Origin of the sequence: Pantoea sp. AS-PWVM4 (genome assembly GCF_000468095.1) — a bacterium.
Classification (GTDB): domain Bacteria; phylum Pseudomonadota; class Gammaproteobacteria; order Enterobacterales; family Enterobacteriaceae; genus Pantoea; species Pantoea phytobeneficialis.
The window spans coordinates 1-23,334 of record NZ_ASZC01000021.1 but is presented as its reverse complement, the minus strand read 5'-3'; the positions used below and the strand labels follow the sequence as shown (position 1 = coordinate 23,334).

At 56.9% G+C, this 23,334-nt stretch carries 20 protein-coding genes and 1 pseudogene; 13 read left to right on the top strand and 8 right to left on the bottom strand.

All coding sequences use genetic code 11. The features are described from left to right. Positions 1 to 32 precede the first annotated feature (32 nt). A complete protein-coding gene (gene rlmE, locus L579_RS18665) occupies positions 33 to 662 on the bottom strand; it encodes a 23S rRNA (uridine(2552)-2'-O)-methyltransferase RlmE (protein WP_013507694.1) in 630 nt (209 codons plus the stop codon). 126 nt (positions 663 to 788) lie between these two features. Between rlmE and yhbY the strand changes: the two genes are divergently transcribed. Then, complete coding sequence (yhbY, locus tag L579_RS18660; protein ID WP_021185735.1) at positions 789 to 1,085, top strand: ribosome assembly RNA-binding protein YhbY; 297 nt, start codon at positions 789 to 791, stop codon at positions 1,083 to 1,085. Between the two features lie 107 nt (positions 1,086 to 1,192). On the opposite strand, the gene greA is transcribed toward yhbY, so the two are convergent. Continuing rightward, positions 1,193 to 1,669, bottom strand: a complete 477-nt coding sequence (gene greA / locus L579_RS18655) for a transcription elongation factor GreA (RefSeq protein ID WP_013507692.1) — start codon at positions 1,667 to 1,669, stop codon at positions 1,193 to 1,195. 246 nt (positions 1,670 to 1,915) lie between these two features. On the opposite strand from greA, the gene dacB reads away from it, so the two are divergent. The 3 genes from dacB to pmrB are packed head-to-tail and all read left to right on the top strand — an operon-like array spanning position 1,916 to position 5,066. Beyond that, complete coding sequence (dacB, locus tag L579_RS18650) at positions 1,916 to 3,349, top strand: serine-type D-Ala-D-Ala carboxypeptidase (RefSeq protein WP_036627468.1); 1,434 nt, start codon at positions 1,916 to 1,918, stop codon at positions 3,347 to 3,349. Next, complete coding sequence (pmrA, locus tag L579_RS18645; RefSeq protein WP_021185733.1) at positions 3,349 to 4,011, top strand: two-component system response regulator PmrA; 663 nt, start codon at positions 3,349 to 3,351, stop codon at positions 4,009 to 4,011. Before dacB ends, pmrA begins: the two co-directional genes overlap by 1 nt. Next, a complete protein-coding gene (pmrB, locus tag L579_RS18640) occupies positions 4,008 to 5,066 on the top strand; it encodes a two-component system sensor histidine kinase PmrB (protein WP_021185732.1) in 1,059 nt (352 codons plus the stop codon). The genes pmrA and pmrB overlap by 4 nt, the downstream gene beginning before the upstream one ends. Here pmrB and L579_RS18635 read toward each other — a convergent pair. Beyond that, positions 5,063 to 7,315 (bottom strand): TonB-dependent siderophore receptor, encoded by a 2,253-nt coding sequence (locus tag L579_RS18635; protein ID WP_021185731.1) that lies wholly within the window; start codon positions 7,313 to 7,315, stop codon positions 5,063 to 5,065. The two genes, pmrB and L579_RS18635, sit on opposite strands and share 4 nt — an antisense overlap. Positions 7,316 to 7,568: 253 nt before the next feature. Here L579_RS18635 and fes point away from each other — a divergent pair, with 253 nt between their 5' ends. Genes fes through L579_RS18620 form a run of 3 tightly spaced genes read left to right on the top strand, consistent with a single transcriptional unit; the run spans position 7,569 to position 12,941 of the window. Continuing rightward, positions 7,569 to 8,780, top strand: coding sequence for an enterochelin esterase (fes, locus tag L579_RS18630; RefSeq protein WP_021185730.1), 1,212 nt, complete (start codon positions 7,569 to 7,571; stop codon positions 8,778 to 8,780). A 29-nt stretch (positions 8,781 to 8,809) separates the two neighbouring features. After that, positions 8,810 to 9,031: an MbtH family protein gene (locus L579_RS18625; protein WP_021185729.1), complete on the top strand. Its 222-nt coding sequence runs from the start codon at positions 8,810 to 8,812 to the stop codon at positions 9,029 to 9,031. After that, positions 9,024 to 12,941, top strand: a complete 3,918-nt coding sequence (locus tag L579_RS18620; protein ID WP_021185728.1) for an enterobactin synthase subunit F — start codon at positions 9,024 to 9,026, stop codon at positions 12,939 to 12,941. The genes L579_RS18625 and L579_RS18620 overlap by 8 nt, the downstream gene beginning before the upstream one ends. Positions 12,942 to 13,017: 76 nt before the next feature. Here the strand turns inward: L579_RS18620 and L579_RS18615 are convergent, their stop codons facing one another. Genes L579_RS18615 through fepD form a run of 3 tightly spaced genes read right to left on the bottom strand, consistent with a single transcriptional unit; the run spans position 13,018 to position 15,766 of the window. After that, positions 13,018 to 13,812: an ATP-binding cassette domain-containing protein gene (locus L579_RS18615; RefSeq protein WP_021185727.1), complete on the bottom strand. Its 795-nt coding sequence runs from the start codon at positions 13,810 to 13,812 to the stop codon at positions 13,018 to 13,020. Then, the gene (gene fepG, locus L579_RS18610) at positions 13,809 to 14,780 is read right to left on the bottom strand and encodes an iron-enterobactin ABC transporter permease (protein ID WP_021185726.1); all 972 of its coding nucleotides are present in this window, start codon (positions 14,778 to 14,780) and stop codon (positions 13,809 to 13,811) included. Before fepG ends, L579_RS18615 begins: the two co-directional genes overlap by 4 nt. Next, entirely contained in the window at positions 14,777 to 15,766 is a 990-nt protein-coding gene (gene fepD, locus L579_RS18605) for a Fe(3+)-siderophore ABC transporter permease (RefSeq protein ID WP_036627465.1), read from the bottom strand. Before fepD ends, fepG begins: the two co-directional genes overlap by 4 nt. Before the next feature lie 148 nt (positions 15,767 to 15,914). On the opposite strand from fepD, the gene entS reads away from it, so the two are divergent. Beyond that, positions 15,915 to 17,165, top strand: a complete 1,251-nt coding sequence (entS, locus tag L579_RS18600; RefSeq protein WP_036627502.1) for an enterobactin transporter EntS — start codon at positions 15,915 to 15,917, stop codon at positions 17,163 to 17,165. Here entS and fepB read toward each other — a convergent pair. Beyond that, positions 17,160 to 18,125, bottom strand: a complete 966-nt coding sequence (gene fepB / locus L579_RS18595) for a Fe2+-enterobactin ABC transporter substrate-binding protein (protein ID WP_021185723.1) — start codon at positions 18,123 to 18,125, stop codon at positions 17,160 to 17,162. The genes entS and fepB overlap by 6 nt on opposite strands. Positions 18,126 to 18,301: 176 nt before the next feature. Between fepB and L579_RS18590 the strand changes: the two genes are divergently transcribed. The 5 genes from L579_RS18590 to L579_RS18570 are packed head-to-tail and all read left to right on the top strand — an operon-like array spanning position 18,302 to position 23,154. Then, positions 18,302 to 19,480 carry an isochorismate synthase gene (locus L579_RS18590; RefSeq protein WP_021185722.1) on the top strand — a complete coding sequence of 393 codons (1,179 nt, stop codon included), beginning with the start codon at positions 18,302 to 18,304 and terminating at the stop codon, positions 19,478 to 19,480. A 10-nt stretch (positions 19,481 to 19,490) separates the two neighbouring features. Next, positions 19,491 to 21,107 carry a (2,3-dihydroxybenzoyl)adenylate synthase gene (locus L579_RS18585; protein WP_021185721.1) on the top strand — a complete coding sequence of 539 codons (1,617 nt, stop codon included), beginning with the start codon at positions 19,491 to 19,493 and terminating at the stop codon, positions 21,105 to 21,107. 17 nt (positions 21,108 to 21,124) lie between these two features. Then, positions 21,125 to 21,979, top strand: a complete 855-nt coding sequence (locus L579_RS18580; RefSeq protein ID WP_021185720.1) for an isochorismatase family protein — start codon at positions 21,125 to 21,127, stop codon at positions 21,977 to 21,979. Continuing rightward, positions 21,976 to 22,734 carry a 2,3-dihydro-2,3-dihydroxybenzoate dehydrogenase gene (gene dhbA, locus L579_RS18575; protein ID WP_021185719.1) on the top strand — a complete coding sequence of 253 codons (759 nt, stop codon included), beginning with the start codon at positions 21,976 to 21,978 and terminating at the stop codon, positions 22,732 to 22,734. Before L579_RS18580 ends, dhbA begins: the two co-directional genes overlap by 4 nt. A 3-nt stretch (positions 22,735 to 22,737) precedes the next feature. Then, positions 22,738 to 23,154, top strand: coding sequence for a hotdog fold thioesterase (locus L579_RS18570; protein ID WP_021185718.1), 417 nt, complete (start codon positions 22,738 to 22,740; stop codon positions 23,152 to 23,154). Between the two features lie 47 nt (positions 23,155 to 23,201). Here the strand turns inward: L579_RS18570 and L579_RS24205 are convergent. Then, positions 23,202 to 23,334 (bottom strand): annotated as a pseudogene (locus tag L579_RS24205) (IS110 family transposase); the annotation flags it as partial.

Here is a 23,334-nt window from a genome sequence, read left to right as displayed (position 1 = left end):
TGGTCGCCTTGCTTTGATTCCTGTCAATCAGGTTATAGTTTGCGCCCTGTCGCCACAATGTACACTTCGCGCGAACGTGAACGCGAAGCATCCGGCTTACGAATTTTCACTTTCGTAAACAGGGAGCGAATTTCCCGCAGGTATTCATCGAAGCCATCTCCCTGAAACACTTTCACTACAAAACTGCCGCCTGGTGCCAGGATATCCCGACACATTTCCAACGCTAACTCTACCAAATACATGGAACGTGGAATATCAACCGCCGGTGTACCACTCATGTTCGGAGCCATGTCCGACATGACAACCTGCACTTTTTCGTCACCAACACGTTCCAGAAGCGTCTTCAGCACGGCTTCGTCACGAAAATCGCCTTGCAGAAAATCGACCCCAACAATCGGGTCCATGGGCAGCAGGTCACACGCAATAATACGGCCAGAAGAGCCAATCAGTTGTACCACATATTGCGACCAGCCACCGGGTGCAGCTCCCAGATCTACCACTGTCATACCGGGTTTGAAAAGCTTGTCACCCTGCTGTATTTCCTCAAGTTTAAACCAGGCGCGCGAACGCAACCCTTTTTTCTGTGCCTGTTGCACATATTTATCGCTAAAGTGTTCCTGAAGCCAGCGACTGGAACTGGCCGAACGCTTTTTACCCGTCATAATTTTTCCAGTTAAATCGTCATCGTAGCGATAAATCAGCACGCATCGGTTGCGTTGATTTGGCGATATACCCGAGATGGCGGTAGAATGAACCGTTTTCAATCCCTAAGTAAGCAAAAAAATACGATGAATCTGAGTACCAAACAAAAACAGCACCTGAAAGGTCTTGCCCATCCATTGAAACCCGTTGTTATGCTGGGCGGAAATGGCCTGACTGAAGGCGTGCTCGCCGAGATCGAACAGGCGCTGGAACATCACGAATTAATCAAGGTAAAAATTGCCTCGGAAGATCGTGAAACCAAACTGTTGATCGTTGACGCAATCATTCGCGAAACGAAAGCTTGCAACGTACAGGTCATCGGCAAAACGCTGGTGCTGTATCGCCCTGCAAAAGAGAGCAAAATTTCTCTGCCTCGCTCATAAGGCGGGCAAAGAAAGTGCCATGCTCCTGCATGGGATAAAAGGCCGCTATGCGGCCTTTTTCCTTTCTTTACAATATGCAGCAATGCATTTCAAAGCGTAGCAATATCTTAAAGGTATTCCACCTTCAGGATCTCATATTCCACATCGCCACCCGGGGTTTTGATGATGGCGACGTCATCCGCCTCTTTTCCGACCAGACCACGCGCCATTGGCGAGTTCACCGAAATCAGATTTTGTTTAAAATCGGCTTCATCATCCCCCACGATGCGGTAGGTGGATTCTTCGTCGGTATCAAGGTTCAGCACCTGCACGGTCGCACCAAAAATGACGCGGCCGGTTTTCGGCATCTGAGTCACATCAATCACTTGCGCATTGGAGAGCTTAGCTTCGATCTCCTGAATACGACCCTCGCAGAAACCCTGTTCTTCGCGGGCGGCATGATATTCGGCATTCTCTTTCAAATCGCCGTGCTCACGGGCTTCGGCAATTGAGGCGATGATGCGCGGGCGCTTAACGGTTTTCAGTTCGTTCAGCTCTTCGCGCAGCTTCTCAGCGCCTTTCAACGTCATCGGAATCTGATTCATTTTAGCTCCTCGTCATCTTTCCTGGTTAACGGCGTCATCCTGACAGGTGACAGCAGAAAACAGCTTCTGCGGCGCGTTACCTCATTTCACAAGCAAAAGAATCCTGACCCGGAAAGCGTTCCGGGTCAGGATTGGTTTTGCATTTTGATACGTATTTTACCCCAGAGTTCCCTGTGGGTCATCGTTTACTTTGCACCGTCCGGGGACGTAGTATTGTCGCCTTCACCCGTCAGTTACCGCGAGATTATGCGATTTTCACGACTTGTTACCGGACTAACCTGTGCGTTTATGCTGCAGGCACAAGCAGCCCCCGTTGAAGAATACATGCAGTATTTGCCAGACGGCGCAAACCTGGCGCTGATGGTACAAAAAGTGGGCGCATCAACCCCGATAATCGACTTTCATGGCAAACAGATGGCGCTGCCCGCCAGTACCATGAAAGTGGTCACCGCGCTGGCGGCGTTGCTGGAACTCGGACCCGACTTCCGTTTTCAGACCACGCTGGAAACCAAAGGCGCCGTTAGCGATGGTACGTTGAATGGCGATTTGGTGGCGCGCTTTGCCGGTGATCCGACGCTCAGCCGTCAGGATCTGCGCAACATGGTTGCCGCACTGAAAAAGCAGGGTATCACCCATATTAAAGGCAACCTGGTGATCGATACCTCGGTCTTCGCCAGCCATGATATGGCACCGGGTTGGCCGTGGAACGACCTGACCCAATGCTTCAGCGCCCCGCCGGGCGCGGCTATTGTGGATAAGAACTGTTTCTCCGTTTCGCTCTACAGCGCCAACACACCGGGCGAAAATGCCTTTGTGCGCATCGCCTCTTATTATCCGGCTCACATGTTCAGCCAGGTACGCACCCTGGGCCGCAACAGCGGTGAAGGACAATATTGTGAGCTGGATGTGGTGCCAGGTGAACTGAATCGTTACACCCTGACCGGCTGCATGCGTCAACGTGCCGAACCGCTCCCGCTGGCGTTTGCCGTTCAGGATGGTGCCGCCTGGGCCGGAGAGATTCTGCGCGATGAACTGCGCGCCGCAGACATTGATTACAGCGGTCATCTGGTACGCCAGACGCAGGTTACATCGCCGGGCACGGTGCTGGCCTCAACACAATCTGCGCCGCTGCATAATCTGCTGCACACCATGCTGAAGAAATCGGACAACATGATCGCCGACACCGTATTCCGTACCATCGGCCATCATTACTTTAACGTGCCTGGCACCTTCCGCGCCGGTTCTGACGCAGTGCGGCGTATCCTGCGCGAAAAAGCCGGTATTGATCTCGGTAACAGCATTCAAGTAGACGGTTCCGGCCTGTCACGCCATGATTTGATCGCACCGGATACCATGATGCAGGTGCTGCAATACATTGCGAAAAATGATTCGACGCTGAATTATATCTCGATGCTACCGCTTGCGGGTTATGACGGCACGCTACAATATCGTGGTGGTCTGCATGAAGCGGGTGTGGATGGCAAAGTCTCGGCCAAAACCGGTTCACTTCAGGGTGTCTATAATCTGGCAGGATTTATTACCACAGCCAGCGGCGCGCGTGTCGCCTTTGTGCAATACCTTTCAGGTTATGCTGTGCCACCGGAAGATCAGAAGACGCGACGTATCCCACTGGTACGTTTTGAGAGCCGCCTCTACAAGGATATTTACCAGAACAACTGATGAAACTGTTAATCGTTGAGGATGATGCGCTGCTGCAATCGGGCCTGGCCCAGGCATTGAGCGCTCAGGGTTACGCCGTGGACTGTGCCGCCAACGCCGCAGAGAGCAATGCCTTGCTGCGCAGCGGCCAGTACAGCCTGATCGTGTTGGATCTCGGTCTGCCGGATCGTGACGGCGCAACCTTGTTGCGCCAGTGGCGACGTGACGGCATCAACGTGCCGGTATTGATTCTCACCGCTCGCGATGCGCTGGAAGATCGCGTAGACGGGCTGGATGCCGGTGCCGATGACTATCTGGTAAAACCTTTTGCGCTGGTCGAGTTACAGGCCCGGGCACGCGCATTGATTCGCCGCTATCAGGGACACAGCGACAACCTGCTTCAGCAGGGCGATTTGACCCTCAACCTCAGTTCTCAACAGGTGTTGCTGGAAAACCTGCCGCTGGAGATCACCCCCAAAGAGTTCGCGCTGCTGACGCGCCTGCTGATGCGGGTCGGGCAGAACGTGCACCGTGAAACCTTGCAGCAGGATCTCTACAGCTGGAATGATGATCCCGGCTCCAACACCCTGGAAGTCCATATCCATAATCTGCGCCGCAAACTCGGCAAAGACCGCATCAAAACCGTCCGTGGTGTGGGTTACCGGCTGGAAGTGCGCGAATGAACAGCATGCGTCAGCGGTTACTGATTATGCTGGCGCTGATTCTGCTCACCTGCCAGATCATGAGCGCCGTGTGGCTGTGGCACGAAAGCCGGGAGCAGATTGGCTTTCTGGTGAGTGAAACCCTGTCCGCCAAAGCGCGCAATGAACACGTTGAAAATGAAATCCGTGAAGCGATAGCCTCGTTACTGCTGCCTTCGCTGGTGATGGTGTGCCTGACGCTGCTGTTCTCCTTCTGGGCAATCAACTGGATTATCCGCCCACTGAAGTCACTGCAAAACAGCCTGGCACATCGCTCTGCCGATAACCTGTCCCCCTTGCCGATCTACTCTGAGATGGAAGAGATCGTGGCGGTGACCACCTCCATTAATCAGCTGTTGTCACGCCTTGACCATACCATTCAGCAGGAGCGCTTATTCACCGCCGATGCCGCCCATGAGTTGCGTACACCGTTAGCGGGGTTACGTCTGCATCTGGAATTACTGCAACAACAGAATGTACCGCAGAGCGAAATGTTGGTGGCGCGTATTGACCAACTGATGCACACCGTCGAACAGTTGTTGATGCTGTCACGCGCCGGTCAGGCATTGGCCAGTGGTCATTATCAACAGCTGCACTGGCAGCAAGACATCATGCAACCGCTCCAGCCCGAGATGGCCGAACTTTATCAGCAACGCCAGCAGCAGCTGCACTGGCCGCAGGGTGCCGACGTAGCGCAGCAGGGCGAAGCGGTATTGCTGCGCCTGATGCTGCGCAATCTGCTGGAAAACGCCTCGCGCTACAGCCCAGAAGGGAGTGAAGTGAAGGTGGTGTTACGTCAGGAACAACAACAAGTGATTGTTGAAGTCTGGGATCAGGGACCAGGCATCGAAGCCAGCGCGGCAGAGGAGTTAACCAAAGCCTTTCGGCGGCGCGATCAACGTTACGGCGGCAGTGGGCTGGGCTTGAATATCGTGCTGCGCATCGTGCAGATGCATCGTGGTCGTCTGGAGTTACTGAACCGTAAAGATGGCAGCGGACTGATTGCCCGCTGCCATTTGCCTCAGTTGCTGAATTAGAACTGGGTGTTGAGGCTCATGTAGTAAGTACGGCCTGAATCGTTGTAGGTATTGGCACCCGCACCGTAGAGGTAAGCGCCGGTAGTTGAGTTACCGGTAGTCTGGGCATTACCCTGACGCCAGTGGCGCTTGTCAAACAGGTTGTCGATACCTACCGTCACGCTGACGTACTTGTTCACATCATAAGTACCGCTCATGCCGAGGATGGAGTAAGGGCTAACCTGATCGGTGGCGCTGCCGGTAACCGGATCGCCATGATAGTCATACTTCTTCGGCACCTGCTTACCATACCAGGTAAAGGTGGTTTGCAGTGACAGATCTTCCATTGCCTGCCAACTCAGTGTCGAGTTCAGGGTATATTGCGGAATAATCGACAAACGGTCGCCCGTAGTTTTGTTCTTACTCTGCAACATGTAGGTGAAGTTGTTATTCCAGGTCACCGTATCGGAGAAAGGAATGTTAACCGTTCCTTCCAGCCCTTCAACCACCGCTTTTGGCACGTTCTCCCATTTGTAGATGTTAGTGGTGCCGTTGGAAGCGGTACCGGTTGACACCATACCCGCTTCAATTTTGTTGCGATAATCGTTACGGAACCAGGTCAAACCGGCCTGATAACCCTCGTGTTTCCACTCCAGACCAATCTCTTTGTTGATGCTGTTTTCCGCTTTCAGGTCTTTGTTACCTTGCAGATAACAGGCGCTGGAGGCGTCAGCACAACCCTGACCGTTGCTGTACAACAGATAGTTCGGGTTGGTCTGATACAGGCTTGGTGCCTTATAAGCACGGCCAATACCCATCTTCAACGTGAAATCATCACCCAGACCTTGCGACAGGTTCAGTGATGGGCTCCAGTTGTTGCCAACAATCGAATGATGGTCGAAACGCAGGCTTGGGGTCAGCATGGTGCTGTCCGTGACTTCCATATTATCTTCAGCAAACAACGAGAAGATTTCAGCCTGTGAGTAAGGACTACGCCCGGTATTGGAGATACCCGGCACGCTACCGTAGTTGGCCGCCTGCGTGGTTGAAGACGGATCCTTCATACGCTGCTGGTTCCATTCAGTGCCCAGGGTCGCCGTCTGGTTGATCAACCATTCAAACGGGATGCTGATTTCACTGTGCAGCATGATGTCATCCAACTGAATGGTGTTAAAACCACTGTTGGAGAAGATCCCCTCGGTGCCGCCTGCCAGGCCTTCATTAATGCGGGTATTACGGGTTTTCTCGTAGCGTCCCCAGGTATTGGTGCTGACGCCATTATCCCAGGCACCGGTCCACTTCAGCGAGACGTTCTGACGATACAGGCGGTTAGTTTCGTCACCGTACAGGCTTTTCACCAGCGTGCTGGTGTTAGTGTTCTGGGTATCACCGGCATACAGGTTGCCCTGACGGCTATAACCCGCCTGAAGTTCCAGGGTCTGCATCGGCGCAAACGCCCAGCTTAATAAGGCATTGATATCTTTATTGACTGAACCTTCGCGTCCCGCCGGATAGCTGCCCGCGTAAGTCCCGGTACGATCTGCCGCATGGCCTTCGTTGATATCGTAAGCATCAGCCTGAGTTTTGGCTAAACCGCCATATAAACGGAAGTTGAAATCATCGCCCAGCGGGCCTTGCAGACTGAAGTTGGTGCGTTTGGTTGCGCCTTCATCTTTATGCTGCGGTACGTTGAAATAGGTATTCCAGGAACCGTGCCACTGCTGATCGGTGTATTTTTTGGTGATGATGTTCACCACACCGCCCGCCGCGCCGTTACCGTAGCGCACCGCTGCCGGTCCACGGATCACGTCGATATGGTCGATCAACTCGGGTGGCACCCAGTTGGTATCGCCACGGGTGTCACGCTCGCCACGCCAGCCGAGTCGCACCGAGTTACGGCTGGTGATCGGCATACCATCAACCATAATCAGGGTGTTTTCTGGCCCCATGCCACGAATATCGATCTGGCGATTGTTGCCACGCTGGCCGCTGGTGGAGTTACCGGTCAGGTTAACACCCGGCATGGTTCGAATGATTTCAGAGACGTCACGGGCTGGCGGATGCTTTTTGATTTCATCAGCGGTGATGGTGGAAACACCGGGAGCCTGTAGCGTCTGTTGCTCGGCGGTCACCATCATGGTGCCGCCATCGTGTGAACTGGCGTCTGTGCTGGTAGTCGTACTACTGGAGGTATCTGCTGCCCAGGCGCTGCTGGAAAGTAGGCCCAGTTCAATCAGAATGGCTAATGATAAACGCGAATATTTTGTCATTTTTTCGTTCCTGGATTGCCAGCAAAGGTGGCTGGCGAGCCGGTGAGAAGGTCACAGTCCTTATCAAAACCCCGTTCCAAGCCTGGCAGTGCTATCCGTTGCGCATCCTTTCCTTAATGGGAAAGTTGACAGGCGGAACGAGCGTGCTCATTTATGAGCGGAAACACCCTATTGCAAATGCAAATAATTATCAATAGTATTATTTATAACCTTTGTGAAAGAATCCTTGAGTAAATGGCGACTGGCAGCACCTATGACCTGGCTAAATGATCTGACCGGCAGTGAAGCCTGGTGGCAGGAGCAACAACGTAAAGGTATCCCGCGTGTGGAAGGCGAAGTGAACGGCGAGTGCCAGGTCACTTTCCTCTGGCGCGATCCGCAGGGCAACGAGACGCAGTCACCTATCCAGCGGGTATGGATTAACATCACCGGTGTGACCGATCACCACCAGCGCCGCGCCCCACAATCCCTGATGCGAGTAGCCAATACCGATGTCTGGTACTGGCAAACCACCCTGCCAGCCAACTGGCGTGGCAGCTACTGCCTGATGCCGGATGAGCAGGCGACGGATTTTTCCGGCGATGTCGATATGTACAGGCTGCGCAACTGGTGGCGTGACAAATTCCCGACCGCCCAGGCGGATCCGCTCAATGCCCTGCGAGGCTGGTCTGGTGGACGCGGCATGGGGGTATCCCCATTGCATCTGCCGCTGGCACCCAATCAGCAGCTATGGCGTGCGATAGATGAAGGCCACGCCCCTGCAATCCCTTTGCAAGAATATCGCTGGGACAGCCACTTACTCGGCAACAGTCGCCGGGTGTGGATCTATTGCACCGGCGAGGCCCAACCCGCGTCACGGCCACTGGCAATTTTGCTCGACGGTCAGTTCTGGGCCAACAGCATGCCGATTGCCGGACCGCTGCAACAACTTACCGATGAAGGCGCACTGCCTGCTGCCGTCTATCTGTTTATCGACATCATTGATCGTGAGCACCGCAGCCGTGAGTTGCCGTGTAACCCGCAATTCTGGCAAGCCTTGCAGGAAGAATTACTTCCCCAGGTCGCGCAGTGGGCACCGTACCAACCGCAGGCTACCAGTACCGTGGTCGCCGGGCAGAGCTTTGGCGGTCTGGCATCAGTGTTTGCGGCGCTGCACTGGCCGCAGCAGTTTGGCAACGCCATCAGTTTATCGGGCTCCTTCTGGTGGCCGGAGCGTGGTAATCCGCATGGCTGGCTGTTGCAGCAATTGGATCAAGGTCTGGCACCGCGCCAGCCGCTGCGTTTCTGGCTGGAAGCGGGTAAACGTGAAGGACTGATTTTGCAGGCAAATCAGCAACTACAACAGAAGTTGCAGGCCTCCGGCTATCAGGTGCACTACCAGCCAGTAGAAGGGGGACATGACGCGCTGTGCTGGCGTGGTGGCCTGCTTGATGGTTTACAGGCGTTGTGGCGCACCCCGACATAAATTCATCTCGCCCGGACTCAGGAGCCGACATGGAACATCGCAATCCCTTCGACGATCCGCAACAGGATTGTCTGGTGCTGCGCAATCCGCAGCAACAATACAGTTTATGGCCCGCGTTCAGCGCCCTCCCCGCTGGCTGGCTCGCCGTGTATGGCCCGCAGCCACAGCCTGATTGCCTCAACTGGCTGGAACAGAACTGGGGGAATATCCGCCCAGTGACGCAGGACACCAACCGGAGCGACAATGTCTGAATCCCTGATGAATCGACCCCATACCGAACAACAAACCCTGCCGCTGGTGGCAGCACAGCCCGGCATCTGGATTGCCGATCAGCTGTCGCCCCATCACAACGCCTATGCGGTCGCGCACTTTATTGAATTGCAGGGCGATATTGATAGTGAGTTGCTGAGCAAAGCGATCATCGCTGGGATGCAGGAGGCCGATACGCTGAACATGGCGTTTGGCGAGGTAGACGGCGAAGCGCTGCAATGGCCGCAGGTCCAGCATTTCACCGCACCGCAAGTGGTTGACCTGCGCTCCGACGAGAATCCGGCAGACAAAGCCCGCGCGCTGATGCGTGACGATATGAATGGCGATCTGCGCGTGCTGAGCGGTTCCCCCTTATATCATCATTGCCTGTATCGCCTCGGCGAGCAGCATTGGTTCTGGTATCAGCGTTATCACCACCTGGTGGTGGATGGCTTCAGTTTTACCGCCCTGACGCGGCGCATCGCCAACCTGTACAGCGCCTGGGCGCGCCAGCAGGAGCCAGAACCCACGCCGTTTATCCCCTTTAGCGAAGTGGTCGAGGAGTATCAGCGTTATCAGCAATCCTCCTCCTTTGAACGTGATCGCCAGTTCTGGCGTGAAAAAGGGGCGTCCCTGCCCGCCCCTGCCTCACTGGCGGCGCAACCGCTGGCCGGACAAAGCGCCAGCACCCAACTGCTGCGCCATAGCCTGACGATGGATCACGCCACCTTCCAGACGCTGGTCAGCCAACATCCGCAGCACAGCGCCGCCGATCTCGCCTTCGCGCTGGTTGGCTTATGGTTGGCGCGCCTCAGCGGGCAAAACGATTTTTCCGCAGGTTTCATCTTTATGCGGCGTATCGGTTCGGCCGCGCTATGCGCCACCGGGCCGGTGATTAACGTGTTACCGATGGCGATCCATTACGACCCGTCACAGCCACTGGCCGCACTGGCAACGCAACTGGCGGGTGAAGTGAAGAAAATGCGCCGCCACCAGCGCTATGACGCTGAACAGGTGCAACGCGATCTGGGACGCCTTGGCGATGGCGATCCGATCTACGGTCCGGTGATCAACCTGAAGATGTTTGATTATCAGCTGGATTTCGCCGGTGTGGAGGGCATCACCCATCAACTGGCTTCTGGTCCGGTACGCGATCTGGAAATCGCCATCTATATCAGTGAACAGGGTGAGCTGACGCTGGAGTTGCTGGCGAATGCGGAACGCTACAATCTGGCGACGCTGCAACGCCACGCCAGCCGTTTTGCGCTGTTGCTGACCCAGTTGGCCGCGGAACCGCAGCGCCCGTGCGGCGAGTTGGATCTGTTGACCGCAGCAGAACATCACTGGCTGGCGGATATTAACCATACCCCTCACCCGGTACCTGCCGAGACTCTGGCATCGCTGTTGGCTCAGCAGGTAACCCGCACCCCGGATGCGCCAGCGCTGGCCGATGCACAGCATCAACTCAGCTACTGTCAGATGCAGCAGCAGGTATTTGCGCTGGCACAACAGCTAAGCGCCGCCGGTGTCGCACGGGGCGATATTGTTGCCGTCGCGCTGCCGCGTTCGGTGCAGTTGTCGCTGGCACTCCAGGCGATCGTTACACTCGGTGCGGCTTATCTGCCGCTTGATACCGGCTACCCTGATGATCGCCTGCAACTGATGCTGGAAGATGCCACACCACAAACGTTAATCACCTCAGCGTCACTCGCACCACGTTTTGCCGCCATCTCCGACGTCAGCCAGCTACATTTCGATGCGCTGTTTAATCACACGGATGCGCCAGCCCCGCTCAGCGCGCCGCAACCGCAGGACGGTGCCTACATCATCTATACCTCGGGTTCTACCGGGCGTCCCAAAGGGGTGCTGGTCGGTCATGAGGCGATCGTTAACCGTCTGCTATGGATGCAAAATCACTATCCGTTGCAGGCTGACGATGTGGTGTTGCAGAAAACCCCGAGCAGCTTTGACGTTTCGGTATGGGAATTCTTCTGGCCGCTGCTGGTCGGTGCCCAACTGGTGATGGCCCCACCGGAAGCCCATCGCGACCCGGAAGCCCTGCAACAGTTGTTCGCGCAACATCAGGTCACCACCACCCACTTTGTGCCTTCGATGCTGGCGGCGTTTGTCGCCGCATTGCAGGACGATGCCGCGATTAACAGTTGTGCCAGCCTGCGCCGCGTGTTCTGTAGCGGCGAAGCACTGCCAACCGATTTATCCCGCGAGTGGGAGCAGTTGACTCAGGTACCGCTGCACAATTTATACGGCCCGACGGAAGCGGCGGTGGATGTGAGCTGGTATCCGGCGTTCGGTGAGTCACTGGCGGCGGTTGAAGGTGCCAGCGTGCCGATTGGCTATCCGGTCTGGAACACCGGCCTGCGTATCCTTGATGCGCGCCTGCAACCGGTGCCGCCGGGTGTGGCGGGCGATCTCTATCTGACCGGCATTCAACTGGCACACGGTTATCTGGGGCGTCCCGATCTCACCGCCAGCCGCTTCGTCGCCGATCCGGCCGGCAAGGGTGAACGCATGTATCGCACTGGCGACGTGGCGCGTTGGCTCGACAACGGCGCGGTGGAATATCTTGGCCGCAGTGACGACCAGTTAAAAATTCGTGGTCAGCGCATCGAACTCAACGAAATCGATCATGTGTTGTGCGCTCAGCCTGGCATTGAGCAAGCGGTGACGCACGCCGTGGTGCTGGGGGGGGCCTCGGCACAAGGCGATGCCCGCCAACTGGTGGGTTATGTCATTGCCGATCATGCTGTAGACGGTGAGGCCCTGCGTAACGCGCTGGCCCAGCAACTGCCCGCCCATATGGTGCCAGTGGCGATTGTCCAACTGGAGGCTTTCCCGCTCAGCAGCAACGGCAAACTGGATCGCAAAGCCCTGCCGCTGCCCCAGGCGAGCAGCGCCAGCGCCGGGCGTGAACCGCATCCCGGCCTGGAAAGCCAACTGGCTGCGGCGTTTTGTCAGTTGCTGGCACGCGACAGCATCAGCGCCCAGGATGATTTCTTTGCCCTGGGTGGTCATTCACTGCTGGCGATGCGCCTTGCTGCCCAGTTGCGCCGTGAACTCCGGCAGCCGGTGACCGTCGGACAGATCATGGTTGCCTCCACCGTCGAGAAGCTGGCTGCATTGTTAAGTGATGCGCAATCCCACCAGCAGGCCGGTTTTGAGGCCGTGCTGCCGTTGCGCCAGGGCAGTGGGCCGAATTTGTTCTGTTTCCATCCGGCCTCGGGCTTTGCGTGGCAATTCAGCATCCTGCAACGCTACCTTGATGCGCGCTGGTCGTTGATCGGCATTCAGTCGCCGGACACCGCCAGCCCGTTGAATCAAAGCACGCATCTGGACGAGGTGTGCGACACCCATCTGCGCACCCTGCGCGAGGTACAGCCGCATGGCCCTTATTATTTCCTCGGCTATTCACTTGGCGGCACGCTGGCTCAGGGGATTGCGGCACGGCTGGCGGCTGCCGGTGAAGAGGTAGCGTTCCTCGGCCTGCTTGATACCTGGCCGCCAGAGACGCAAAACTGGGATGAAAAACGCGGCGAGAACGTGCTGGACCCGGCAGTGCTGGACGAAGTGAACCGCGAGCGCGAGCAGTTTATTGCGGCGCAACGGCATCAGGCGGGTGAAGAGATGCAGGCGATGTTTGACACTATCGAAGCCAACTACGCCAGTTCAGTACGTCTGTTGGCAACGGCACGCAGCGCCAGCTTCAGTGGCCGCGCAACCTTGTTCCTCGCAGAACAGACACAACAGCCGGGACAGGATGCACGCCGCGCCTGGGCACCTTATGTCGGCGAGCTGGAGGTGTGGCCGATGGATTGCGCCCACGTCGATATCATTTCACCGAAGATGTTTGAGCAAATCGGACCGTTATTACAACGGCTACTGAGCAAACTCTGATCCAGAATGTAGGGCGCGATTTATCGCGCCGTTTTTTTCCAGCACCGCGCACGGAACCGCGCGATAAATCACATCGCTACGGCCGTCCCAGCGGCACAATCATTGGCGTATGCGCCACCGGGTCTTCCACAATCACGCAGCGCAAGCCGTATACCTGCTCAATCAACGCGGGCGTGACAATCTCTGCCGGTTTCCCTTCCGCGATAATCCGTCCATGACGCATAGCAATCAGGTGCGTGGCATAGCGGCAGGCGTGATTCAGATCATGCAGCACCACCACCAACGAACGGCCATGCTGTTGATTGAGATCCTGCATCAATTCCAGCAATTCAATCTGATGGGTGATATCCAGCCAGGTGGTCGGCTCGTCCAGTAACAACAACGGCGTTTGCTGCGCCAGCACCATCGCAATCCACACACGCTGACGCTGACCGCCAGACAAGGTATCCACCTGCTGATCAGCGAGATCAGACACCCCGGTCGCCAGCATCGCCTGCTGCACCGCGGCTTCATCTTCAGCACGCCAGCGCCCGAACAGCGCCTGATGTGGATAACGTCCACGCGCCACCAGCTCAGTGACGCTGATGCCTGCCGGGGCGTTAGAACTTTGCGGCAGTAGGCCCAGGCGGCGTGCCACCTCTTTGGTGGGATAGCGCGCTATGGCTTCTCCGTCCAAAAACACCTGGCCTTTTAACGGCGTATTCAGACGACTCAGGGTGCGTAACAGGGTTGATTTGCCACAGGCATTCGGGCCGATAATCACCGTCAGCTCCCCTTCCGGGATCGCCACCGACAAATTTTCTGCCACCACTTTTTTGTCGTAACCCAGCGTCAACCCTTCGCCATAGAGACGACTGGAGATTTCGGTCATTGGCGTCGTGCCTCCCGCACCAGTAAAGCAATCAGATAAAGGCCGCCGATGCTGACGGTAATCACCCCCACCGGCAATTGATAAGGTAAGAACAGATGCTGGGCCGCGAAATCGGCAGCAATCAGCAACAGCGCACCACACAATCCGGCCAGCGGCATGCCGCCGCCGAGACGGCGCGCAATCTGCGGTGCCAGTAGCGCTACAAAGGAGATCGGGCCGACCAGCGCCGTTGAAGCAGCGATCAGCACCACGCCAAGCAGCATCAACCACAGGCGGCTACGCTCCACCGGCACACCAAGGGCGCAGGCGGTGTCATCCCCCATCTCCAGCAAACGCATCCGGCGGGCCAGCAGCGCCACCAACAGCAGCGCCAGCAGTAACACCACGATCACCGGCGGCGTTTTTGTCCAGGTAATACCGTTCAGCGAACCGGCGCTCCACAGACCGGCGCTGAGGGCAGCATCCAGCGAAGCGCTGATAATCAACCAGCTGTTAAGCCCCATCAACAACGCGCGCACGCTGATGCCGACGATAATCAAACGGAAAGTTTCCACGCCGTTACGCCAGGCAAACAGGTAAACCAGCGCGGCAGTGGCAATGCCGCCAATCATCGCAGCGGCCGTCATCGCCGAGGCGTTTTGGTTGAACAACACCAGCGCCACCAGCACACCGCTGTAGGCACCGGTGTTAAAGCCAAGAATATCCGGGCTGCCTAATGGATTACGCAACAGTGACTGGAAAATCGCGCCGCTCACGCCCAACGCCGCGCCAATCAGCAACGCCATCAACACGCGTGGCAGACGCCACTCCAGCACGATCAGTTTGATATTGCTGGCACCCTGTCCCAGCATCACCTGCCAGATTTGTTCACCGCTGACCGGCAAAGCACCCCGTGTCATCGCCAGAAACGCGAGCAACCCGCAACCGAGCAGCAACCAGAAGGTATGAAACAGGACGCGCCGGGTCATACGACACCCCGCGCAAGTTTGCGCCGCACCAGTACAATCAACATCGGTGCTCCCAGCATGGCGGTGACGATAGAAACGCGCAGCTCACCAGGCACCAGCAGCCGACCAATAATATCCGCCGTTAACAGCAGGATCGGCGTCACCAACGCGGTAGCAGGCAGTAGCCAGCGATGGTCATTCCCCACCAGCCAGCGCGCCAGATGCGGCGTCATCAACCCAACAAACGCAATCGGTCCAACCGCTGCGGTGGCTGCACCGCACAGCAGCGCAATCGCCAGCAGCCCCAGTACCTGGGTACGGGCCACGCGCGTACCCAGCGCGGTCGCCATATCGCCGCCCATACTCAGGCTGTTTAACGCTTGCGACAAACAGAAAGCCACCACGCTTCCGACGGCAACGGCTGGCCACAGGGTACGCAGGATGCTGAAGTCGCGAATATCCAGCGAACCACTGTGCCAGAAACGCAGGTGATCATAGATGTCAGGATTGAGCAGCGAGATGCCTGAGGTCAGCCCTTCCAGTACCGCGCTTAACGCGACACCGGCCAGGGTTAAACGCACCGGATTGACGCGCCCGCCACCTATCGCGCCGGTCATCGACACCAATAACGAAGCCAACAACGCACCGCCAAAAGCAAAACCGAGCCATTCAGACGGGGTATTTGCGCCAAACCACGCAATGCCCAGCACCACGGCGAAGCTGGCTCCGGCATTCACACCGAGAATGCCGGGGTCAGCCAGCGGATTGCGCGTCAGGCTTTGCATTAACGCGCCAGCCAGTCCCAGAGCCACGCCCGCCAGCAATCCGGCCAGGGTGCGCGGCAGACGTGCCTCGCGAACGATAACGCAATCCGCACTACCACAGGTGGTGGTAACGGCATGATAAACATCGGAAAGAGAGATGGATTTTGCCCCCAGCATTAAACTCAGGGCAATAAGGAGCACCAGCAGCATCCCTGATCCTGCAAGTGCGCGAGTCTGGTGCATAGCGTTATGAACCTTTAATCATCAACGTAATCGCGTGCGTAGGGTAAATGTGATAATGATATTTGTTATCGTTATTACTCGTATTTGTCTATGTTATCATGACTCGCCTCGCGGAAGATGAGGAAAATTGGTGCAAAAAGGCGAAGAAATGAACAAACCCTCCCACTTTATCGATCTCTCCCTGCTTAAATCCCATCCGGCGTTTCGCGCGGTATTTATCGCCCGCTTTATCTCGATTGTCGCACTCGGCATGTTGGCGGTGGCGGTGCCGGTACAAATTCAGCAGATGACAAAATCCCCCCTGCTGGTTGGACTCGGCGTTACGGTAGCCGCCTGCGGCATGTTTATTGGTTTGCTAACCGGCGGGGTACTGGCCGATCGTTATGAACGTAAGAAACTGATTTTATTCGCCCGCTCGACCTGTGGTCTGGGCTTTGTCGGACTGGCGATCAACGCGGCGTTGCCTGAACCCTCACTGACTGCGGTGTATCTGCTGGGGTTGTGGGATGGCTTTTTCGGTGCGATTGGCGTCACCGCGCTGTTGGCCGCGACTCCCGCGCTGGTCGGACGCGAGAATTTGATGCAGGCGGGCGCAATTACCATGCTTTCGGTACGTTTCGGCTCCATCCTGTCACCGGCGATAGCCGGCATGGTAATTGCCAGTGGCGGCGTGGTATGGAACTTCGTCCTCGCGGCGCTGGGGACCTTACTGACCGTGCTGACCTTACTAAAACTGCCGATGCTACCTCCGCCACCACAGCCGCGCGAGCACCCCCTGAAATCGCTGGCAACCGGTGTGCAATTTCTTTTTACCACGCCTTTGGTGGGGATGGCGGCGTTGATGGGCGCACTGGTGACGCTGGCGAGCGCGATTCGCGTGCTCTATCCGGCGCTGGCTCCGCATTGGGAGGTGAGTGCCGACCGACTGGGATTGATGTTCGCTGCCGTGCCTTTGGGTGCCGCAATCGGCGCTGTCACCAGTGGTCGGTTAGCACAGGCCGCACGTCCCGGTTTATTGATTCTCAGTAGCGCTATCGCCTCATTTCTGGCGCTCGGGCTGTTTGGCCTGATGCCAGACTTCCCCCTCGCGTTGCTCTGCCTGGTGGCGTTTGGTTACTTCAGTTCCATTACCAGCCTGGTGCAGTACACCCTGATTCAGGCATTAACCCCTGATGCGCTGCTGGGACGTATTAACAGCTTATGGACGGCACAAAACGTCACCGGGGATGCGCTGGGCGCGGCGCTGATTGGCGGGATCGGTGCCTGGCTGTTACCTCAGCAGGCGGCCGCGGTGTTTGGCTTTGCTGCCACCCTGCTGGGCGTGCTGATGTGGCTGGTGATGGGATCGTTACGTCGCTATCAACCGCCAGCCGTAACGCTGGCGGAAGAAGCATCATGACTTCACAAACAGTTTTTCCAGGCGAGCCAGCAGGTTGCTGGCGCTGAAGTAATCAAGGCGGAAGCTGTCAACGCCCATTGCATAAACCTGTTGCTGCATCACGGCGGCGTTTTGTGCGAGGAACGGATTAGCCAGCACCGACTGACGGGTTTTGTCATCGCCAGCAAATAACAGGAAGCTGTGTCCCGTCAGGCCGCTGGCAACGTTTTCACCCGCGAGCTGAATGATGTCCTTGCGCTGTCCCATGCTGTGGCTTTGTTGAATATTGGCCGGGGGCATCGCCAGGGTGAAGCCCAGTTGCTGCAACAATTTGCCCTGCGCCGATTCAGCGGTCCACAAATTCACCGCGCGTCCATCGCCATTCCACACCAGGGCGGAAACCGGCTGCGGCGGTAATGTGATGGCTTTTTTCAGCGCGGCCTGACGATCGGCAAAGGCTTTAATATGCTGCGCCGCCTCGGTTTCATGACCGGTGGCCTCACCGAGCAGCGTCATCAGGTCCTGCCAGCTTTTATCGTCGTAGTTAATCACCAGCGTCGGTGCAATGGCAGAAAGCTGACTCACCAGCTTGATGGCGGAGTCGTTGCCCGTGGCGCTGACGATAATCAGATCCGGTGCTTCGGCTGCCACCGCTTCAGCGTTGGCTTCACCGATATACAGGCGTTTGACGCCGCGTTGTTTCGCCACCTCGCCCCACTGACGGAAGAAGCCCTGATCGTCGGAGAGGCGACTGTTGGGGGCGGTAGCACCCGATGCAATCACCGGCGCATCAATCGCCAGCAGTGAACCGGTCAAGGTGACGCTGGTTGAGACAATACGCTGGGGGGCTTTGGTCAATGTCACTACGCCCTGTTCGGTCTGAATTTTGCGTGGCCAGCCCTGTTCGGCACGCGCAAGTCCACTAAAAGCCTGTAAAATGAACAACAGGACAACCATGCCCCATAAACCGCATTTATTCATAAGTTTTCATCCATCATTTAGCTTATTTCCGCCCCCGGCTTAAATGCCGGAAAACGCTTAAAGATAAGGGAACACCCGCGAACTGATTGACTCTTTGGACCATTCGACGTAGGTTACAGGGCCATAATAAAAATGATAATCATTCTTAATAATCTTATCATTTATAGGTGAAAATTATGGTGGAATCCTCCACGTTTGAAAATGCCTGGCTGAAGGATTTTTCCGCACTTTGTCGCGGATTCCTGTTCACATCTCCCTGGCGCAGCCTGGTGACTCAGGGTTGCTACACCACCCTGACCGAACCGGTTCAGGATGCTGCTGCGTTAGACGGTGATTTTCAGCAACAGCTGCGCCAGCATTTTGCGGCGGCGAAAAAACAGGGTATCGAGCAACCGATTCTGGTCGGTGCGATCCCGTTTGATGTCAGCCAACCTGCCGCTTTGTTTATTCCTGAATCCCATCAGACCTTTAAGCGTGCCGATTTACTGGCCGCGTTACCGACCGAACTGAGTGCGCTGCCCGCCGTGCGCCGCCGTGCGGCAGTGCCGGATCACGACGCCTTTACCCAAATGGTGGCAGATGCAGTGACGGCCACACAACGTGGCGATCTCGACAAAGTGGTCCTGTCGCGCCTGATGGATATCGTGACTGAACAACCGGTGGATAGCGCGGCGCTGATGCAGCGGGTCATGGCGCAAAACCCTAACAGCTACCATTTCCATCTGCCGCTGCCGCAGGGTGGCGTGTTGCTGGGAGCCAGTCCGGAACTGATGTTGCGCAAGCAGGGGCGTGACTTCAGCTCTTGCCCTCTCGCCGGTTCCGCACGTCGCGATAGCGACAGCCAAACCGACCGCGCAGCCGGCGAAACGTTGATGAACTCCAGTAAAGATCGGCACGAACATCAGCTGGTCACCGATGCGATGCGCTCCACGCTGCAACCGCGCAGCCGTCTGCTGTCGGTGCCGACAGTGCCCTCGCTCATCACCACCTCAACGTTATGGCATCTCGCCACGCAGATTGATGGTGAAGTGCAGGATCCGCGCGAGAATGCCCTGTCTCTCGCCTGCCTGCTGCATCCGACTCCGGCTCTCAGCGGTTTCCCGCATCAGCAAGCGCAGCAGCTGATCCAACAGTTGGAGCCGTTCGATCGTCAGCTGTTTGGCGGCATCGTCGGCTGGTGCGATGACGCAGGCAATGGCGAATGGGTCGTCACCATCCGCTGCGGCACGGTACATGACAGCCGCGTGCGCCTGTTCGCGGGTGCCGGAATTGTGGCCGACTCTCAACCCGAATCAGAATGGCGTGAAACCGGCGTGAAGCTGGACACCATGTTGCGCGCCTTTGGACTGCAATAAAGGAAAGACCATGAGTATTCCCTACAACCGCTGGCCTGATGAACTCGCCGCCCGTTACCGCGAAAAAGGCTACTGGCTCGACGTACCAATGACCGACATCCTGGCGCGTCAGCAACAGAATGACGCCATCGCGGTGATCGACGGCGAACGCCAAATCAGCTATCGCGAAATGGATCAGCTGACCGACAACCTGGCGGCTGCCCTGCAACGTCGCGGCCTGAAAACCGGCGATACCGCGTTGGTGCAGCTCGGCAACGTGGCGGATTTCTATCTGACCCTGTTTGCTTTATTTAAAATCGGCGTGGCACCCGTCAATGCGTTGTTCAGCCATCAGCGCACAGAAATGACCGCCTACGCGGCGCAGATTGAACCGGTGCTGCTGATTGCCGATCGTACCCATCCGCTGTTCGCTGATGATAGCTTTATCGATGTGCTGTGCCGCAGCCATCCCTCGTTGCAGCAGGTGATTCTGCGCAATGACACCCAGCCGGAAAACACCCTGGAAACGCTGCTGGCGGAAAGCGTCGGTGATTTCACCCCAACGCCGAGTGCGGGTGATGAAGTGGCCTTCTTCCAGCTCTCCGGCGGCAGTACCGGTACGCCGAAGCTGATCCCGCGTACCCACAACGATTACTACTACAGCATTCGTGGCAGCGTGGATATTTGCGCCGTGACCGACCGCACCCGCTATCTGGTGGCACTGCCTGCGGCACATAACTTTCCGATGAGTTCACCCGGCGCACTCGGCGTGTTTTATGCCGGTGGTCAGGTGGTACTGGCCGCCGATCCCAGCGCAACACTGTGCTTTCCGTTGATCGAAAAACATCAGATCACCGATACCGGCCTGGTGCCGCCTGCGGTGAGCCTGTGGTTGCAGGCGATTCAGGAATGGGGCAGCAACAAACAACTGGCCTCACTGGAACGGATGCAGGTGGGCGGTGCGAAGTTGGGTGAGACATTGGCTTCCCGCATCCAACAAGAAATTGGCTGCCGGTTACAACAGGTTTTCGGTATGGCGGAAGGGCTGGTGAACTACACACGCTTCGACGACGACGAGAAAACCATCCTCACCACCCAGGGACGTCCAATTTCGGATGATGATGAAGTCTGGGTCGCCGATGCCGACGGCAATGCATTGCCGGTAGGTGAAGTGGGCCGTCTGATGACACGCGGTCCTTATACCTTCCGTGGTTACTATCGCAGCCCGGAGCATAACGCCGCCAGCTTTGATGCCGACGGGTTTTACTGTTCCGGCGATCTGATTGAGATTAACCCGCAGGGTTACATCACCGTACAGGGACGCGAAAAAGATCAGATCAACCGTGGCGGAGAGAAGATCGCCGCTGAGGAGATCGAAAACCTGCTGCAACGTCACCCGGATGTGATTCACGCTGCGCTGGTATCGATGAATGATGAGCTGATGGGTGAAAAGAGCTGCGCCTTTATTGTCGCCAGCCAGCCGATTAAGCCGGTGGCGCTGCGTCGCCATCTGCGCGAACTGGGCGTAGCCGAGTTCAAATTACCCGATCGTATTACCTGCGTAGACGCCCTGCCGCTGACCCCGGTTGGTAAGGTAGATAAAAAACGTCTGCGCCAACAACTTGCCGACCAACAAGCGCAAGCCTGACCTGTTCCGGAGATTGTATGGCTATTCCAAAATTGACCTCTTATCCGCTGCCGACCGCCACCGAGTTGCCTGCCAACAAGGTGAAATGGGCGCTGGAGCCGCAACGCGCGGCGCTGCTGATTCACGATATGCAGGCCTATTTCCTTAATTTTTGGGGCGAAAACAGCCCGCTGGTGAATCAGGTTGTCGAAAACATCGCGCGGCTGCGGGCTTACTGCAAAGCGCAAGGCATCCCGGTGTTCTACACCGCGCAGCCTAACCAGCAGAGCGATGAAGATCGTGCGCTGCTGAATGACATGTGGGGGCCGGGCCTCAACAAGCATCCCGATCAACAGAAGATCGTTGATGCTCTGGCCCCGGATCAGCACGATCATGTACTGACCAAATGGCGTTACAGCGCTTTCCATCGTTCGCCGCTGGAGTCGATCCTGCAAGAGATGGGCCGCGATCAGCTGATCATTACCGGCGTTTACGCCCATATCGGTTGCCTGACCACCGCCACTGACGCCTTTATGCGCAACATCCAGCCATTTATGGTGGCCGATGCGCTGGCTGACTTTACCCGTGAAGAACATCTGATGGCGCTGACCTACACCGCTGGCCGAAGCGGCAAAGTGGTGATGACCGCTGATCTGATGCCGCTGCCGCTGAGCAAAGACGATCTGCGCGCGCTGATCCTGCCGCTGCTGGAAGATGACGATGTGCCGGAAGATGATGAGAATCTGATCGACTACGGTCTTGATTCCGTACGCGTGATGGCGCTGGCAGCGCGCTGGCGTCAGGTACACAGCGATATCGATTTCGTTAGCCTGGCGAAGAATCCCAGCATTGACGGCTGGTGGGCACTGCTGTCGCGGGAGTCGACGAAATGAGCCTGCCGTTTGATTTCCGCGGAAAAATTGTCTGGGTAACCGGGGCAGGTAAAGGCATCGGCTACCATACGGCGCTGGCTTTTCATCAGGCGGGCGCGCAGGTGGTGGGCTTCGATCTGCGTTTTGATCAGGCCGACTATCCGTTTGCCTGTCAGGTGATGAACGTTGCTGATGCTGCTGAAGTGAAAACCGTCTGCCAGCGTCTGCTGGCGGATCAACCGCGTCTCGATGTGCTGGTAAACGGTGCTGGCATTCTGCGTATCGGCAGCACCGAAGAACTGGCGTTTGAGGACTGGCAGGCTTGCCTCGCCGTCAACGCCGGTGGTGCGTTCAATATGTTCCAGCAGACGCTGCCGGTGTTCCGCCAGCAACGGGCTGGCGCTATCGTCACCATCGCTTCGAATGCCGCCCATGCACCACGCCTTGGCATGTCTGCCTATGGCGCATCCAAAGCGGCGCTACGTAGCCTGTGCCTCACCGTAGGTCTGGAGATGGCTCCGCTCGGCGTGCGTTGCAATATCGTCTCACCAGGATCGACCGATACCGATATGCAGCGCAGCCTGTGGCATACCCCGGAGGCGGAGCAGGAGATGATCAACGGTTTCCAGGATCAATATAAACTCGGGATCCCGCTGCGTAAGATCGCCAAACCGCAGGAGATCGCTGCCAACATTCTGTTCCTTGCTTCCGATCTCGCCAGCCATGTGGTACTCCAGGATATCGTGGTGGACGGTGGCGCGACGCTGGGAGCCTGATGCATGGCAATCTGGAAACGATCGATAGAACTGGATGAACTGAACCGGATGGGTGAGAACTCACTGGTGGCGCATCTGGGCATTGTGTTTACCGTGATCGGCGACGATTACCTTGAGGCCATCATGCCGGTAGATGCACGCACGCAGCAGCCATTTGGTTTGTTGCACGGCGGCGCATCGGTGGTGTTGGCGGAATCTATGGGATCGATTGCCGGCTATCTCAGCGTGGAAGAGGGAAAAAGCGTGGTGGGGATTGAGGTGAGTGCCAGTCATCACCGCGCGGTCAGCAGCGGCGAAGTCCGCGGTATCTGCCGCCCACTGCATCTCGGTGCACGTAATCAAAGCTGGCAGATTGAGATCCGCAATGGACGCGATCAGTTGTGCTGTAGTAGCCGTTTGACGGTGGCAGTGCTCGGGTAATTTGACCCGGTATGCCATCCTTTCTGCCGTAGCTACCGTCTTGAACGTCAAGCGGTAGCTGCGTAATTTTCATCCCACTTCATCCGCGTTTTCAGCACCCCGAAGCACTGATGAACCAGCTTGCGCATCACCGCTCCAAGCGCAGCCTTGCTGGCTTTGCCCTTCGCGATTAGCCTCTGG

Bases quoted from the DNA above. Each gene is read 5' to 3' on its own strand.
- L579_RS18620 (WP_021185728.1), top strand. From the start codon at position 9,024: ATGTCTGAATCCCTGATGAATCGACCCCATACCGAACAACAAACCCTG.
- fepD (WP_036627465.1), bottom strand. From the start codon at position 15,766: ATGCACCAGACTCGCGCACTTGCAGGATCAGGGATGCTGCTGGTGCTC.
- greA (WP_013507692.1), bottom strand. From the start codon at position 1,669: ATGAATCAGATTCCGATGACGTTGAAAGGCGCTGAGAAGCTGCGCGAA.
- fepB (WP_021185723.1), bottom strand. From the start codon at position 18,125: ATGAATAAATGCGGTTTATGGGGCATGGTTGTCCTGTTGTTCATTTTA.
- pmrB (WP_021185732.1), top strand. From the start codon at position 4,008: ATGAACAGCATGCGTCAGCGGTTACTGATTATGCTGGCGCTGATTCTG.
- L579_RS18585 (WP_021185721.1), top strand. From the start codon at position 19,491: ATGAGTATTCCCTACAACCGCTGGCCTGATGAACTCGCCGCCCGTTAC.
- L579_RS18570 (WP_021185718.1), top strand. From the start codon at position 22,738: ATGGCAATCTGGAAACGATCGATAGAACTGGATGAACTGAACCGGATG.
- L579_RS18615 (WP_021185727.1), bottom strand. From the start codon at position 13,812: ATGACCGAAATCTCCAGTCGTCTCTATGGCGAAGGGTTGACGCTGGGT.
- dhbA (WP_021185719.1), top strand. From the start codon at position 21,976: ATGAGCCTGCCGTTTGATTTCCGCGGAAAAATTGTCTGGGTAACCGGG.
- fes (WP_021185730.1), top strand. From the start codon at position 7,569: ATGACCTGGCTAAATGATCTGACCGGCAGTGAAGCCTGGTGGCAGGAG.
- L579_RS18590 (WP_021185722.1), top strand. From the start codon at position 18,302: ATGGTGGAATCCTCCACGTTTGAAAATGCCTGGCTGAAGGATTTTTCC.
- yhbY (WP_021185735.1), top strand. From the start codon at position 789: ATGAATCTGAGTACCAAACAAAAACAGCACCTGAAAGGTCTTGCCCAT.
- fepG (WP_021185726.1), bottom strand. From the start codon at position 14,780: ATGACCCGGCGCGTCCTGTTTCATACCTTCTGGTTGCTGCTCGGTTGC.
- pmrA (WP_021185733.1), top strand. From the start codon at position 3,349: ATGAAACTGTTAATCGTTGAGGATGATGCGCTGCTGCAATCGGGCCTG.
- L579_RS18625 (WP_021185729.1), top strand. From the start codon at position 8,810: ATGGAACATCGCAATCCCTTCGACGATCCGCAACAGGATTGTCTGGTG.
- L579_RS18635 (WP_021185731.1), bottom strand. From the start codon at position 7,315: ATGACAAAATATTCGCGTTTATCATTAGCCATTCTGATTGAACTGGGC.
- entS (WP_036627502.1), top strand. From the start codon at position 15,915: ATGAACAAACCCTCCCACTTTATCGATCTCTCCCTGCTTAAATCCCAT.
- dacB (WP_036627468.1), top strand. From the start codon at position 1,916: ATGCGATTTTCACGACTTGTTACCGGACTAACCTGTGCGTTTATGCTG.
- rlmE (WP_013507694.1), bottom strand. From the start codon at position 662: ATGACGGGTAAAAAGCGTTCGGCCAGTTCCAGTCGCTGGCTTCAGGAA.
- L579_RS18580 (WP_021185720.1), top strand. From the start codon at position 21,125: ATGGCTATTCCAAAATTGACCTCTTATCCGCTGCCGACCGCCACCGAG.